The organism is Catenovulum sp. 2E275, assembly GCF_025515275.1.
Taxonomy (GTDB): Bacteria; Pseudomonadota; Gammaproteobacteria; order Enterobacterales; family Alteromonadaceae; genus Catenovulum.
In genome coordinates this window covers 1-14,918 of sequence record NZ_JAOPFU010000040.1, presented here as the reverse complement: position 1 = coordinate 14,918, position 14,918 = coordinate 1, and the positions used below count along the sequence as shown (strand labels likewise).

Genomic DNA, 14,918 nt, shown 5'->3' with positions numbered 1-14,918 from the left:
ATTAACCTTCCGACTTATTCATTTGGGTTTGCAAACTGGATAGCCAACCGCAAAGACGCTCAAAATCGGCACGACAGCTATTAGCTGGATATAATGCAACAGCTTGATTTGCGTGGGTGACTGCTACTTTTATGGCTTCATCTGCATGAATAAAAACGGGTGATAAATGGGTAAGTTGGTGTTGCCATAAGGTAAAAATGTCAGACTCTACATCTGAATGGCTATTAAACTTATTGACCAGTACATAATACTGTGCAGAACACTCGAATTTATCTACAGTAAATTTTTGATACAATAAACTATGATTTATCGCATCACAATTTGCCACTTCTAACACTATATCGGTTGAGTTCAGGCTCAAAGTTGAAAAATCAGTACTGGTTATATCAAATAAAACCCAAGTATTTGGGGTAAGTTCAAACTGATTTAAGCCATCAACGACTTCTTTAGCAGTTAATACTTTACTTTGATTACTTTTTCCATACGGTAAAACTTGAATGCCACTTTGAGTTTGATAAAAACAGTTTTGTAACGTGTGAAGGTCGTTTGCATTCTGCCAGCCTGTTTTTGCTAACCAAGGTATTGCAAAATGGCGTGCGAGTTGGTTTTGAGCATTGAGCTCAACAACTAGAGTCGGTTCTGCAGCATCGGCAAGACACCTTGCCAAATTTGCTGTGACAGAACTGGTTCCCGTGCCGCCTTTTGTACCAATCAAAAAAACTCGTTGCATTATGATTTATCATTAACCTTTTCAATACTTTTTGCAATTTGCTCAATTAAAAAATATTTTTTTTGTATTTCTTGTGCTTTTTCTATCTGTTTTAACTCAATAAAACGAGTAGGTTGAGCAAGCTCCTGATTTAAATGGTCCCAATCTGTTACAGTCGGAAAATCCGTTTTTTGATTCAGCTTTGAATGTCCCATTCGTGTTCCTTTGTATACTGTTTAAATGTTTTAAAACGAACAATGATTACATGCGTCTATTGATAACCAGGATAGATCATCCAGTCACTATTACTTAACTTAATATAAGGTGTATTATTAAATTCCATTAGAATAGCCCCTTCGTTTTCTGCTACTAAAGTTGATTTAGGTAATGTTTGAGTGAGTTGAGACAAAGGCAAATCGTTATAAAAGATATGGCTTTCCATCGCTCCTTTTATCAGTGTTGATAAGGCATAATGACTAGTATTTTGTTCAATATAAATAGGTTCGGCTTGTTGGTTGCTTTTTCCAATAAACTTAACGGCAACTGGTACAGAGACAATATTTGGACTTGGAATTTCCCGTAACCCTGAGAATTGCATTTTATCCCCTTTTAATGCTGCGCCATGCTCAGGTACTATGATTAACATTGTTTTGCGACCACTTTGCTCTATCTGGCGAATAAATGTATTTATATCACTGAATAATATTTTTACTCTAAGTGCGTAGCTTTCTACTTCGCTTAGGGGTTTTTGGTTTATAATTTGATTGCCGTCATGTAGGCTGATTGTATTGTAGTAAAAAGCTTGGGGTTGACCTGAACCTTTGTATTGTGAGAACCAATCAGATAACAAATTTATATCTTTATAAACAGGTGTGTTATCAAATGCATATTGAGAAATAGGCTGGTTTTTCAATAATATCGGATTATGCTCTAAGTGACCTTGTTGTTTTATTAATCCGATAAAATTATCAAAGTGTCCATCATGATTCATGGCTAGGCTTGTCTGGTAGCCGAGCTTTTTTAAGTTCTCAAATAAGTAACATTGTTTTTCGTTCGAATCTGAAAATAGCTGATTGTGTGGTACTTGTCCGCAGCTTGCTCTTAAAATTCGCAATGCAGCTGGGCCACTGTATGAAGTCGCTGAATTATAATGTTTAAACACCATATCATAATCTTTAAATAAGCTTTTGGAATCGATACCGGCAGCTTGTAAATCAGCCCAGGAGAGTGAACATATATTTAAAATTAATACATCAAAATTAGCTTTATCATTTGGTGCGAATACAACAGGCTCAAGTGATTGTTGAATTTGATAAAATTGATCTAATGCCTGCTGTGGATTATCGGCATCTATAACTGGCACAATTTTTTGTTTAGTTATTGCTTGGACTTGAGGGGCTTGTGGTGTTTCACTGCGCTGCTCTTTTACCATGGGAGTATTTGAATTCAATAAACTGTAGGCTGGTAAACTCAATAAGCCGACAAGGCTAAGTGTGGTAAACCTTATCCAGCGAGAGAGATAAATATAACTCACTGTAGCAATTATCAGCGGGTAGATGAGTTCAATACTGATAAACCGACCGAATAAATCGGCAACATATTGCACACTAAATTGCGATAATAAATAAAAATTTTCAGTTAGGTTACTTAAGGGAGGTAGCCAAGATTCTGAATAAAGTAATAATATTGCCCATAACAAAGCAGTGAGTTGCTTAAATGAATTTAATAATTTAGTTGGTAATTGAATCGCGATAAAACAGAATAATGCTAGATTGGCAGCAAAGTCGATTTGGATCCATTGATTTAAATGTAACCAAAACTTAACTAAAAAATATAAGTTCCAAACTCCTAAACCAACTAACCACTTATGTTTATTGGTTTGAGTCATAATGCTTCCCTTTATATGGTTTTATTAATTTGTGCTTAAAAGTGAGCTGAGAAAAGACTAGCTTAATTTTTTTTAGGAGATTTTGACCTAATAAACAAAAAGTGAAGCCAGCCATAAATGAAATTAAAACAACAACTAATAACTCGATAATATTCATTGCTTTACCTTTAACGCTATTGGTTGTAAAAATGATTCCTCTGGAATTTTTACTCTGGGATTATTCATTAATTCAATATCAAATGAATCATAAACCGTATCGACCACCAGTTCATGACTTAAATATTTTGCTAAATCATCAGATTGCTTGATTGAAGGAGATTTTAATTGTTTTCGGCAAAATTCTTGAATGTAGAAATGTTGAGTTGTTACTGCTTTGGCCATAAAAAAATCATCAACATCTAAATAGAATAGATTTTCAAGAGCCGTTTGAACATCACTTGGTCGGCAAGCCCCTAAGTAAATTAAAATCTCGTCCTGAAAGTTAGAGAAAAGATCCCCATCACGTTTTAAACGAATTAACTTTAATGCATGTACTGCTCTCGTGCTGGGCAATAAAGTCAGACGAACCAAAGCACCTGAGACAGATAAACTATCTGCATTTGCACTTGCTTTTATAACCTGATTAAAAAAATCCATTGCATTACGGTAACCAAATTGTTTGGTTGCTTCTATTTTTTCTGAAATAACGTTAAATGTATTGGGCAAAGTTCTGGTGAACTTAAACCCTTGAATAGACATGATTCTAGAGATAAATCGTGAAGGGTGACTGTAATCATATAAGATAAGGTTTACACCAGCTAGATAAAAAATACTTTCGTCTTTGTGACGGACAACACCGTCTAAGTTCTGGAGGACTATTTTAAGCCAAGGGCCTCTTTTTTTACGTAGTTCGAAGCATTGTTTAGCCAGGTTTATTACCGATATATATTTAGTGATGACGAATACAACAGTGCCTGATATGAGTTGATTTGCTTGCTCAAATAGTGCTTGATTATCTTCAAGTGCATTATAATTGGCAGGCATTTGATTAAAATCTGGTACTGCATTTCGAACCATCCAAACTTCATCTTCGTCATAAAAAGTTGAATTAATATTAGATGTTTCAGGCTCATTATTTGGTAAAACTAACTGTAAAATTGATGTGGACTTGTTTATTTCAAATTCTTGATTAATAAATTGACCTAAACAATGGTGCCAAAAGTTCACCTTCAGTTGATAAATGTCTAATAAATCTTCTATTTTAGCTAAACCTGAAATGAGTTTAGGGAAGTGAGTTAATTTTTCATTAAGTATGCTGAGCTGCTCACCGGTAATCAGAATAATCAGCGCTAATTGATGTTTTTTGGCTAATAGGTCTAAATATTCTAGCAGCTTAACTAAAGCAACTTCATCTATATTAACCAATTGGTTTGCGGGCAAGTGTAAAACGGTTAAAGCATTATAAAATCCATCATAGATATAAAGTTCATTAAATAAGCGTTTTATCGTTTTTTGATTGAACTGGGTATATGAGTTTATCTCAATGTTAAACCAGTTAACTCTATGATTTCTATTTTGTAATTCTAATTCAGATGACGTTAATAATGTAAGGTGAAGAGTTTCAATCACTGGAGACAGTAAAAAAAATTGATTGGATTGAGATTTAAAACTTGATAGCAATAGATTTTGTAGAGGCAGAAAGTCATTTAACTGATCGGCTAATAAAAAATAGTTGTGCCCATGCTCAATTGCAAAATGGCCTGATAAATTTTCTTGTAAACCCAGTTTGTACATAGTGGTTATGACCTTGTTTATATCCTTACAAGTTGCTTTGAGTTTATGCCAACAGATTGATTTTATAAAGGCAATAACCTCACAAATTTAATAATTTCAGTGACATGATGAGATTATTAAACAAGCTTGATGTTAATCTGTTTTATATTGAAACCTGTGCGTTAAATTATTTTGACTTTCCTTTGTTGGATGGCGATAGAACATTAACTAATTGCTCGTCAGCGCGGTAATAATTTTAAAATAAATTTACTTATTAACTAAATTTCAATTAATAAGCATTGCAATTAGCTAATATCTTTTATAGATTTCTAAACCAAATTACAAATGAGGAAAATAAGATGAATAAATCGGAACTAGTTAAAAAAATTGCTGAGTCAGCTGATATTTCACAAAATGATGCTACTAAAGCGCTAAATACATTAATTGATACTATTAGTGTTGAGTTATCAGAAGGTGGTCGTGTTGACTTAATTGGTTTTGGCTCTTTTAGCTTAAAGCATAGAAATGCAAGAACAGGACGCAACCCGTCAACTGGTGAAGCGATTCAAATTGCAGCTGCTAACGTTCCATCTTTCAAAGCTGGTAAAGCGCTTAAAGACGCTTGTAACGCTTAACGAATAAACTGGTTTGTATTGGGGAATATAAACCAGTTTATCTATACCCTGCCTGCTATTTCTATTCTGAAATTTAATCTTTCATTAGCTGCAATATTTTGATTATTTGTGTTGACTATTTAAGGTTTATGCTAGAAGTATTGCGATCGGTAGATTAAAATAACCTGATTTTATGTTAAAATCGCTGCCATATTTGATTTTTTAAATGTAATTAAGTGTAGTTATTTTTAAAAAATTTAATATTAACAAATACAATTTTTAGGAATGTTCATGAGCTCGCTATTAGCACTGGGTGAAGGCATGGTAGAGTTAAAACAAGACTCAACCGGACAATTAATTCACAAATACGCTGGAGATACTTTAAATACAGCAATTTATGCTAAACGTTGGATGCCAGAGGTAGACGTTTATTATTTTTCAGCGGTTGGTCAAGATATGTTTAGTCGACAAATGCTGGACTATTTAAAAAGTGAGCAGTTGAATACTCAAGCTATGTTAACAACTGATCAAGCCAATATCGGGATTTATGCCATTCAAACTGATGATGCAGGCGAGCGCTCTTTTACTTACTGGCGTAAAGATTCTGCCGCAACTCAAATGATCAAATTATTATCAGCAAAAGGCGGAGCAGAAGCTTTACCGGATGTTGGTTTTGTCTTTTTTAGTGGTATTTCACTGGCGATTTTGGCAGAAGACGATAAAGCAGCTTTATTAGATTTATTAGCTAAATTACGCCAAAAAGGCGCTAAAATCGCGTTTGATCCGAACTATCGTGCCAGAATGTGGCAAAACCAAGAACATGCTAAAAACTGGATTGTAAAAGCGTATCAGGCGAGTGATATTGTACTGCCGGGTTTAGATGAACATCAGGATTTATTTGGTCATCAAACTGTTGATGATGTGAAAAACTTTATGCAAGCGCAGGGTGTCACTGAATTTGTGATTAAAGCTGGCAAAGATGGTGTTTATGGATTTAACCAAACTCAAGATTGCCATGTGCCTTTTAACCCTGCACCAACTCAGGTTGATACAACCGCCGCCGGAGACTCGTTTGCCGGTACTTATATGAGTTCTCGTGTAGCAGGCCAAAGCATGTTGGATGCGATTAAAAACGCTGATTCAGTTGCCCGCGAAGTTGTGCAGCATCCGGGTGCGATTATGAATATGGATATTTATCAAACCCGTTTTAAAACAAATTAATCTCAATTTGAGTTTATCAGTTTAGTAGTCGTGCTTGGTTAGCGTCGGGCACAAAAAGCAGGGACGCTTTTTACTTAAACTAAGTTGAACGATTGCATTGTTGTTTGACTAAATGTCTTGATAGACGAAAAACTATCCTCGTTGCAACGTAAAATACGCTTGGTTTAGTATTATAATCCAATAGTTGAAAAATTTACTTCAACACTTCTTATACGCACCTCAGGTTACTTAAACAGGTTTATTGATGCTGATAAACTGACTTACCATTTGATTTCTAAACGCTAAATTTTGATCTAATTTTTGTTCTCGGTACAACTGACAATAAGCCTGAGGAGACATTTTATTGTTTAAATCTGGTTTATTTGCTTGTTTAAGTTGTGCTTGCCAATTGAGCTTAATTTGCTCTGATGGCTCAGCTAATTGATTTAAAATTTGCTCTGACTTAATAAATTGTGAAGCTCTTGCTAACTGGATCATAATATCATTGGCAGCTAGCCAACTTTTATTATTGTTATCTACACATAATACCGGCATAAAAGGCGCAAGCGAGCTGCAAACTGAGTTTTTAAACAGTTTTACATGCCAGTATTTTTCGGCAATTTCACAAAAGTATTCAAAGTCTTCTATCGGTTTAAACCCGGCATCCCGATATAATAAAACTTCAACTCTGGGTTTATTTGGATTGACTGTATCGTTAGATACATCAATATAATATTCGCCCACTTTCATCGCATTTTGAAAATATAAATCTCTTAATCCACCCCAAATTTTGGTTAACTCATTACCTTGTTTAATGTATTGAGTGAGTGCAATTAAGCCTGCTGTTTTGGGTTGTTGTAATTCGGTTTTAAGCAGTTCAAATACTTCATCCCTAATTTCTAAACAGCGCCCTAGTGGGTAAATTTTTTTACCGAATGTTGGATATTTTGGTAGTAAAGTTAAATCCGCTTTTATTCTAAGTTGGACAAGATCAGTAATAACTTCGGTCAAATTTTCAGCGATTGGATCAAGCATTTTCATCGATTGTATTTTACTTATTTATATGAGTTTTGATGATAAATAAAAATTAACATAAATACAGTTTTTACCAATGTTTTTTCTGAATCATCAAGTTTAAATATAGAGTTTTTAGTTTAACTTTTTAATTACATTGTTTGTTGAGTTACTATTTTATTTATTTGAAGTCCTATTTTTAAATAGCTGATTTTCAATTTATTTAATTAAAAATCATTTGGTTATGATTTAATTTGATAGATTTAAACCATTTTTACTTTATTTTAAATATGATAAAAAAGTAAATGATTAGTAAAAATATTAATTGACAAGATTTCAATCCTGCTATTTAATCGCGCTGTTCCGGGAACAGTAATATGATAAATTGCTACCGGTGGCATAAAAACAACATACCGTGAAAGTCGTTCGAGACTGCTCAGTATCGTTTGAGTCAACTTTTTAGGCGAGATACATAGAATGAGTTACCAATCTAATTTTAAATTTAATAAAGTTTTTTCGTGCATGTTATTAAGCAGCGGCTTAATTTTAACTGCACAATCAGGTGCACAAGAATCTCAAGAAACTTCAGCACAAAATGCAGAAGCTGAAGTCATTCAGGTGACAGGTTTTAGAAGCAGCTTAAATGCAGCGTTAATGGCAAAACGTGATTCTGTTGGATCTAAAGATGTTATTTTGGCTGAAGATATAGGTAAGTTTCCGGATTTAAACATTGCCGATTCGTTAGGCCGCGTACCTGGTGTTTCGGTTGAAGAAGATGGCGGTGAAGGTCGTCAAATTTCTTTACGTGGTTTAGGCCCAAGATATGTTAAAACCACAATTAACGGTATGGAATCGGCGTCTGCCGGTGGTGGTTCTGACGCAGGTGGTGGTTCAAATACTTCACGTGCGTTTGACTTTAATATTTTTGCATCAGAACTATTTACTCAAGTTGATATTAGTAAAACACCTGCGGCAGAGTTAGAAGACGGTGGTATTGGTGGTTCGGTAAACTTACAAGCTGCACGTCCGTTTCAATATCAAGAAACTAAATTATCATACAACGTAAACGCCAGATATAACGATATCGCAGCAGAAGTGACACCCCGTATGTCATTTATGGCGAGTAAAAACTGGGACAATAAATTTGGTATTTTAGGTTCGCTTGCATACTCAGAAGGTATCGTTCAACAAGAGGGAACAACAACAGTACGTTGGACTAAATTAAATCCTAAATATGATGCTGAAGGCAGTTTGGTATCAGAAGGTGGTACAAATCATTTGTTGGCGATCCCCAGAACGGTTATCAGTGAAAATGACAAATATGATAATGATGATCTAGATGGTTTATGGATCCCACGTATTCCACGTTATTCAATTTATAGTCAAGAACAAAAACGTCTAGGTGCAACAGCTGCCATACAGTACGCGGCTACCGATGATTTAGTATTTAGTTTAGATTTTTTACATGCAAAGCTAGATACTGAAGTTAATGAATATCAGTATGAAGTACTGTTTCGTGATAATGCCAATAGTAGTGGTGTTGTTAGTGCAGCAGGTGAACAATATGCTGAAAATTTAGTTGCTGATGAGAATGGTGTTGTGGTTGCTGGTGTATTTTCAAGCGCTCCAATTCGTAGTGAAGCTCGTAAAGATAAGTATAGTTCTACTTTTAATCAATTATCTTTAAATACAGATTGGTATGTTAACCAAGATTTACAAGTAAAAGTATTAGTTGGTAAAGGCACTTCTGACCTTGATGTCCCCTATAAAAGAACGTTAGCTTTAGATGCGCCTGATTCATTAGTCGCTTACAGCTTTGATAAGAATATTGACCCTATTGCATTAATCAATGGTAGTTCAAATGGTATTGCGTCTGGTTCATTAAATTCAGATATGGCTTCGTTTGCATTTGCCCCTAGTTCAGGTACAGGAAGCTATAGTAAAACAGATTTAGAAAATTTAACTAAAGATGCCAGTTTATACACTGTAGGGTTAACTCGTCAGGAAGCTGAAACGATTGAAAGTGAAAATTTTACTTTCAAAGTGGACTTTATTTATAATTTAACGGATGAATTGACTTTAAAAACTGGTTTAAATACACGTTATTTTGAAACTGAGCGTCATAACTGGCGTAATAATTGGCGTGATGACACATCATACGGTCAAAATGCTGAAGTCGCAGTTTTACGAGATCCGGATGCTGATTTAGCTGGAACAAACTTTGCCTCAACTTTAGCTGATTTAAATGTTGAATTTGGGAACTCTGCTGATGTCCCAAGCTCTTCAACCTTAACCCAATCAACTTGGTTAGCGCCTGATTATGATAAATTATTAGCCGCTTATGGCGATAAAGCATACTTTCAAACCCGTGAACGTTATGCCGAGGCTTACCGAATTAAAGAAGAGGTAGACTCTGTTTATGCTCAATTAGATTTTTCATTGGATTGGGTTCGCGGTAACTTTGGGGTTCGTTATGTAGATAATACGAATACTGCTTGGAATGTGAAACGAGGTACGTATAGCACAACTTCTTTCTTACTTAACGATCAAGATTTGGGTGTCGAATGGACAGAAGCAAAAAGTACAGGTAAAGAGTTTTTACCGGCACTTAACTTAGCATTTGATGTTACTGATGATTTAGTTGCTCGTTTTAGTGCTTCAAAGGCGATTACTCGCCCTGCATTACGGGAGTTACGACCAACTATTTCTATTAGCTATGGTGAAACGGATTCTGGAGATGGTGCAATTACCATAGGTGCAGGTCCTAAACTAGAACCAGAAAAAGCAACTCAGTTTGATTTAGGTTTAGAGTGGTATTTTGCTGAAGAATCTTTATTAGCGGGTTCTTTATTCTATAAAGACATTGCGACTTTAAGCAAAAAAGGCGTAAAACAAACTTTAAGCCGTGAGTACTTTGCAGCGATTGGTGGTGATGTTGAACGCTGGAGTGCAGATAAACAATGGGAAGTCACCCAACTGGTTAATAACGACGCCGAAGGTATGTGGGGAGCTGAGTTAATTTATCAACAACCATTTACTTTTTTACCTGCACCGTTTGATCAATTTGGTGTGTTAGCTAACTATACTTATATTGACTTTAAATTAGATCAAACTAACCCATTTACCGGTGAAGTTGTAAGTGTTGAACCAGAAGGTACCTCAAAAAATACTTTTAACACCACTTTATATTATGAGCAAGATGAGTGGAGCGCACGTATTTCTTACAACTATCGTAGCGCTTATCCGCAAGAGTTTATTGCACGTAATAACGAGGGTAACTATGGTCGTGGCAGTGATGACAAAGGTAGCTGGAAATTCTCAAGCCGCTATAAACTAAACGACAATATGTCAATTTCGTTTGAAGCGATTAACTTAACCAATGAGAAGAAAAACACTTGGGTAGATACAGAAATGCACCTACCGTATGAAAGTTATGTCTACGGACGTCAATTCTTAATTGGATTACGTGGCAGTTTATAATACAACATTACTTTCTAAACTCAGCAGAGCATTGCCTCTGCTGAGTTTTTATTAATAGAGCCTTTTATACTGATTATTGTCTATTTAAATCACCATATACGGCGGTTTAATTACAACTTCTGAGTAAATTGGCCTATAGCATTAACAACTTCTTGTGCACCTGATTGAATGTTGTTAAATACTTCTCCAGATTCATGTGAAAGTTGCAGAGCTTCATCTGCTTTTGTTTGTCCTTCTTCTATTAATTTTACTGCTTTTACAGTTAATTTCTGATTTTCTGCTACTACATTAACAATTTCTTCTGTTGCTAGGTTGGTTCTTGATGCTAGTTGTCTAACTTCATCTGCTACTACAGCAAAACCTCTCCCTTGATCTCCAGCTCTAGCTGCTTCTATTGCCGCATTTAATGCCAGTAAATTGGTTTGATCTGCAATGCCACTAATACTCTTCACCAACTCTGTTACTTTTTGGGATTGTTTATCTAATTCGCCGATGCCCTGAGCTGCTAAGCCCATTTGTTTAGATAAAGATTCCATTGTCTGAATACTAGAGTCAATAACACTACGACCCTGTTTGGCACTTAAATCTGTTTTTTGAGAAATGTCATACGCGACTTCAGCCGCTTGGGAAATGGCAAATTCCCTGTTCATTTGCTCTGTGATTAAGGTTGCGAATTTAGCAACTTTATATAGATCTCCATGTGAATCATGAATGGGATTATAAGATGCTTCTAACCAAATTTTATTACCATACTTATCAATACGTTGGAATCTACCATTCACAAATTCTCCGCGTTTTAGTCTATCCCAAAATGCTTTATACTCGGTTGAATTAGCTTCCTCTTGTGTACAGAATATTTTATGGTGTTTGCCAATAATATCGCTTTTTTTATAGCCGACTGCTTTTAAAAAGTTGTCATTGGCATCTAGAATCGTACCGTCTAAACTAAACTGAATGACAGCATTTGAGCGATGCAAAGCTTTAAGCATATCTTCTAACTCAAAAGCTGATTTGATCGTATTCGTTAATTCAGAAGCAAATATGGAATACGATTTTAATTCGTCTTTTTCATTTCTGATCGGCTGTACAATAGCTCGTAGCCATACATCATGTTCTTTCTTATGGGTGAGTTGTAAAGCCCCATGCCAATGGGCTCCATGATTGATAGCATATAATAGTCTTTCGCAATGCTCGGTTCCGAGTGCTTTAAAAGAAATATATGATTCAAGCTTAGTATTTTTAACTTGTTCAGCTCTATAGCCTAATACTTCCTCAAATTTTTTGTTTGCTTCAATAATATCTCCATTTAAGTTAACAGAGAAAAACAGCATTTCGGTTTTTAAATCATCCTGAACTTTATAAAATGTTGCTAATTCTTTTTTTAAATGAGTGATTTCTTGTAGCAATAATTTGTTTTTAAAAAACATTTTTTAGTCCTTAACAATTTGAAATTTGGTAAGTCCCACCTGCCTCTTAAATATCGGATAAGTTGTAGTTTAATCCACTCAGGGCTGTTAAATAAACAGCAACAAATCAGCTAATAGGGAAGAGTTAAATATGTCAAAGAGAATTCGGTGGTTATTTATTCTTAGGAAATAGCTTAGGAAATAGCTTTAAAAAATGCGAGTTAATTTATAAATATTTTAAATATAATGAGTAGAAAATTTGTGTATAAACAAAAGGTAACGATAGCTTAATATCGTTACCTTTTAGTGCAATCATTAAAAATCCATATTCCAGTTTAAGCTAACTTGACGGCCTCGGCCGGCAAAATAACGTACGGCATTGGCTGTTGTTTGCCCATAATAAGAAATATATTGCTCGTCAGTCAGGTTATCTACCCCTAATGTAAAGCTACCTAAAGTGTTAGTGCGGTAGTTCAGCATTAAGTCAACTGTATTGTAACCTTCAAAATCAGGGCTAGCGTTAAAGTCTTTATCGGCAAGATGATTTAGCTGTAAACGTGAGCTAATGGCATCATTCCAAATTTGTTGCCAATAAATATTCAGGCGGTTAGGCGCAATGTTGGTGCCATCTAAATCACTATCCACTTTGCTATCGCCATCACTATCGTACTGGCCTTTAGTATTTGCATAAGCAGCACCTAAAGTGGTGGTATTAGAGACAAACCACTGGGCATCTGCTTCAAAACCTGAGATTTCAGTTTTTTCACGGCGAACCAGATAAATACCGTCATCATTCATAGATAAGCGTGAACCTAAATCAGATTCTGATTCAAAATAACTGGTACGAATTTGCCAGCTATCGTCAATCCACTCAAAACCAAGCTCGGTATTGTCAGAGATAACAGGTTGTAGATTTAAAAATTCGTTTACCGATAATCCAGCAGTATTAATGCCGCGTAATACACGGCCAACATCTGGCATATTAAAGCCTTCGCTGTAGCTTGCGTATAATCTTAATTTATCTGTTGTTTGCCAAACCGCACCAAAATTATGCATTAGTTCATTAAAGCTTGGATCACCACCTTCTACAAAAGTGCTATTTGCTGAAGCTAAAGTAGTAAAGTCATCAACGTTCAACTTACCGTATTCGTAACGTGCGCCATAACTAAAGGTAAAGTCTTCAATGCCTTTATATCTTAACTGGAGGAAAGGTGCATAGTTATCAAATGTGGTTTTAGGTACCCAAATTCGGTTGGTCAGTGCTAATTCCTGATACGTTTCATCAGATAAATAATCTAAACCGGTAATTAAATCTAAATCCATTCCGGCTAAGTTTGATTTAAACCAAGTTAAACGGCTACCAAATTTGGTTGAGCGGTTTTGTGATTGGTCATAAATATTTTCACCATAGGTTGGATCTTGGAATGTTCCACTGATGGTCGCACCATAAAGCGCAGCAAAGTTTTGGTAAAATAACTGAATGCTTAATTGGCCAGATAATACATCGGTATTTTTATAATCAACTGATGCTGTTGTTATTTTATTACGCGGTGCATCGCCCGGTTGATCGGCTTTAACGCTGGTTGCTGGTGTTTCGCTCTCAACATCACCTGTAACCATGCCATAATCGCCATTACCTTGGATATTGTAATGGTTAATCATAAATTTTACGGTTTGGTTTTTATCAAGTCGGTAAGCAAGTTTTAAAAACGCATCAAAAGATTGCGAGTCCATTGTATCGCCTTGGGTTGTATCAACCCCCACTAAAGTGCCGTCACCGTCACGGTACATGCCATTATTTTTGTATGAAATACCAGCCACTACGCCATTATCTCTTTCACCGGCACTATATAAATAGCTAGCTTTGTAACCTGTGGTATCACTGCCCATGCCTTTAGTAAAACCGGCTGATACAGAGTGGGTATTTTCACCGGCTGATTTAGTGATTATATTGATAATACCACCGCTTGCGCCCATGCCTTGGATCGCGTTTGAACCGTGAATAACTTCAATTCTTTCGATCATTGCTGGATCAATTGTACGGCCTGCACGACCACCACTTCTCAGTGGATTTGACTGAGGTACACCATCGATCATATAGAGCGGATCACGGCCACGTAATTTTTCACCTGCATTCGACATTTTTTCACGGCTTGGTGAAAAAGCAGGAATTAAGTTGCCTAAAATTTTTGAAATATCTTGTGTAAAAGCAAGTTGAGACTGAATTTGCTCAGCTGAAATGACTGATATAGTTGCTGGTACAGTTGAAACCGGTACCTCAGCACGAGCGGCAGTTACCGAGATACGCTCAATTGATTTTTCTGGCTGGGCAGCCAGCACAGTAAAAGGCAAAGCTGCTGCAATTGGCAACAAAGCAAATTTTTTCATTAAAAACTCCTGAGGATAAGGAAGAGGAATAATGTAGATTTAAATGTTTATGATAATTGTTACTATTAAAAACATTTATTGAGGATAAGTCAATTAAGTGCTTTAGTTATGGATGAAAATCGATCTGAATTAGCTTTTTTGAAACTTAATTTTTACACTATTTTATTTGTTTTTACTTTAAATTAAACAGGTTGTTTGGATATTTAATTAGACATTCGAGCTAGGGTCTGTTGATCTTTTGAGTGCAATTTTGCAGCAGGTTGTTTGGTATTTATCCAAGGCATAGCGATTGACGTGTAGTGAGCTACACAAATGAGCTATAACGCAGAATAAATGCCAAACAAACGCTGCCTTTTGGGTTCGTCCTAAATACTTTTTACTCTTTGTTGCAGCATTTAGACTTAACCCATTAGGCCTTCAATGCTGCGCCTCGATTAAAAAGCATTTAGTTAGAACAAAATTTGTAC

At 35.6% G+C, this 14,918-nt stretch carries 10 protein-coding genes; 3 read left to right on the top strand and 7 right to left on the bottom strand.

Annotation, left to right across the window (positions count from 1 at the left end):
• Position 1 precedes the first annotated feature (1 nt).
• The 4 genes from bcsQ to bcsE form a co-directional block, all read right to left on the bottom strand.
• Positions 2 to 730 (bottom strand): cellulose biosynthesis protein BcsQ, encoded by a 729-nt coding sequence (gene bcsQ, locus N7931_RS15520; protein WP_262795262.1) that lies wholly within the window; start codon positions 728 to 730, stop codon positions 2 to 4.
• Positions 730 to 924 carry a hypothetical protein gene (locus N7931_RS15515; protein ID WP_262795261.1) on the bottom strand — a complete coding sequence of 65 codons (195 nt, stop codon included), beginning with the start codon at positions 922 to 924 and terminating at the stop codon, positions 730 to 732. The genes bcsQ and N7931_RS15515 overlap by 1 nt, the downstream gene beginning before the upstream one ends.
• A 56-nt stretch (positions 925 to 980) precedes the next feature.
• Positions 981 to 2,597, bottom strand: coding sequence for a cellulose biosynthesis protein BcsG (gene bcsG / locus N7931_RS15510; RefSeq protein WP_262795260.1), 1,617 nt, complete (start codon positions 2,595 to 2,597; stop codon positions 981 to 983).
• 153 nt (positions 2,598 to 2,750) lie between these two features.
• Positions 2,751 to 4,370, bottom strand: a complete 1,620-nt coding sequence (gene bcsE / locus N7931_RS15505; RefSeq protein ID WP_262795259.1) for a cellulose biosynthesis protein BcsE — start codon at positions 4,368 to 4,370, stop codon at positions 2,751 to 2,753.
• A 338-nt stretch (positions 4,371 to 4,708) separates the two neighbouring features.
• Between bcsE and N7931_RS15500 the strand changes: the two genes are divergently transcribed.
• Together N7931_RS15500 and N7931_RS15495 are read left to right on the top strand one after the other, a co-directional pair.
• Positions 4,709 to 4,984: an HU family DNA-binding protein gene (locus N7931_RS15500; RefSeq protein WP_262795258.1), complete on the top strand. Its 276-nt coding sequence runs from the start codon at positions 4,709 to 4,711 to the stop codon at positions 4,982 to 4,984.
• A gap of 270 nt (positions 4,985 to 5,254) precedes the next feature.
• Entirely contained in the window at positions 5,255 to 6,184 is a 930-nt protein-coding gene (locus N7931_RS15495) for a sugar kinase (protein WP_262795257.1), read from the top strand.
• A 228-nt stretch (positions 6,185 to 6,412) separates the two neighbouring features.
• Here N7931_RS15495 and N7931_RS15490 read toward each other — a convergent pair whose 3' ends face one another.
• Complete coding sequence (locus N7931_RS15490) at positions 6,413 to 7,204, bottom strand: hypothetical protein (RefSeq protein ID WP_262795256.1); 792 nt, start codon at positions 7,202 to 7,204, stop codon at positions 6,413 to 6,415.
• A 495-nt stretch (positions 7,205 to 7,699) separates the two neighbouring features.
• Between N7931_RS15490 and N7931_RS15485 the strand changes: the two genes are divergently transcribed.
• Positions 7,700 to 10,657, top strand: a complete 2,958-nt coding sequence (locus tag N7931_RS15485; RefSeq protein ID WP_262795255.1) for a TonB-dependent receptor — start codon at positions 7,700 to 7,702, stop codon at positions 10,655 to 10,657.
• A gap of 110 nt (positions 10,658 to 10,767) precedes the next feature.
• On the opposite strand, the gene N7931_RS19555 is transcribed toward N7931_RS15485, so the two are convergent.
• Together N7931_RS19555 and N7931_RS15470 are read right to left on the bottom strand one after the other, a co-directional pair.
• Entirely contained in the window at positions 10,768 to 12,084 is a 1,317-nt protein-coding gene (locus N7931_RS19555) for a PAS domain-containing methyl-accepting chemotaxis protein (protein ID WP_316250586.1), read from the bottom strand.
• 294 nt (positions 12,085 to 12,378) lie between these two features.
• The gene (locus N7931_RS15470; protein ID WP_262795254.1) at positions 12,379 to 14,451 is read right to left on the bottom strand and encodes a TonB-dependent receptor; all 2,073 of its coding nucleotides are present in this window, start codon (positions 14,449 to 14,451) and stop codon (positions 12,379 to 12,381) included.
• Positions 14,452 to 14,918 lie beyond the last annotated feature (467 nt).

Bases quoted from the DNA above. Each gene is read 5' to 3' on its own strand.
- bcsQ (WP_262795262.1), bottom strand. From the start codon at position 730: ATGCAACGAGTTTTTTTGATTGGTACAAAAGGCGGCACGGGAACCAGT.
- N7931_RS15515 (WP_262795261.1), bottom strand. From the start codon at position 924: ATGGGACATTCAAAGCTGAATCAAAAAACGGATTTTCCGACTGTAACA.
- bcsG (WP_262795260.1), bottom strand. From the start codon at position 2,597: ATGACTCAAACCAATAAACATAAGTGGTTAGTTGGTTTAGGAGTTTGG.
- bcsE (WP_262795259.1), bottom strand. From the start codon at position 4,370: ATGTACAAACTGGGTTTACAAGAAAATTTATCAGGCCATTTTGCAATT.
- N7931_RS15500 (WP_262795258.1), top strand. From the start codon at position 4,709: ATGAATAAATCGGAACTAGTTAAAAAAATTGCTGAGTCAGCTGATATT.
- N7931_RS15495 (WP_262795257.1), top strand. From the start codon at position 5,255: ATGAGCTCGCTATTAGCACTGGGTGAAGGCATGGTAGAGTTAAAACAA.
- N7931_RS15490 (WP_262795256.1), bottom strand. From the start codon at position 7,204: ATGAAAATGCTTGATCCAATCGCTGAAAATTTGACCGAAGTTATTACT.
- N7931_RS15485 (WP_262795255.1), top strand. From the start codon at position 7,700: ATGTTATTAAGCAGCGGCTTAATTTTAACTGCACAATCAGGTGCACAA.
- N7931_RS19555 (WP_316250586.1), bottom strand. From the start codon at position 12,084: ATGTTTTTTAAAAACAAATTATTGCTACAAGAAATCACTCATTTAAAA.
- N7931_RS15470 (WP_262795254.1), bottom strand. From the start codon at position 14,451: ATGAAAAAATTTGCTTTGTTGCCAATTGCAGCAGCTTTGCCTTTTACT.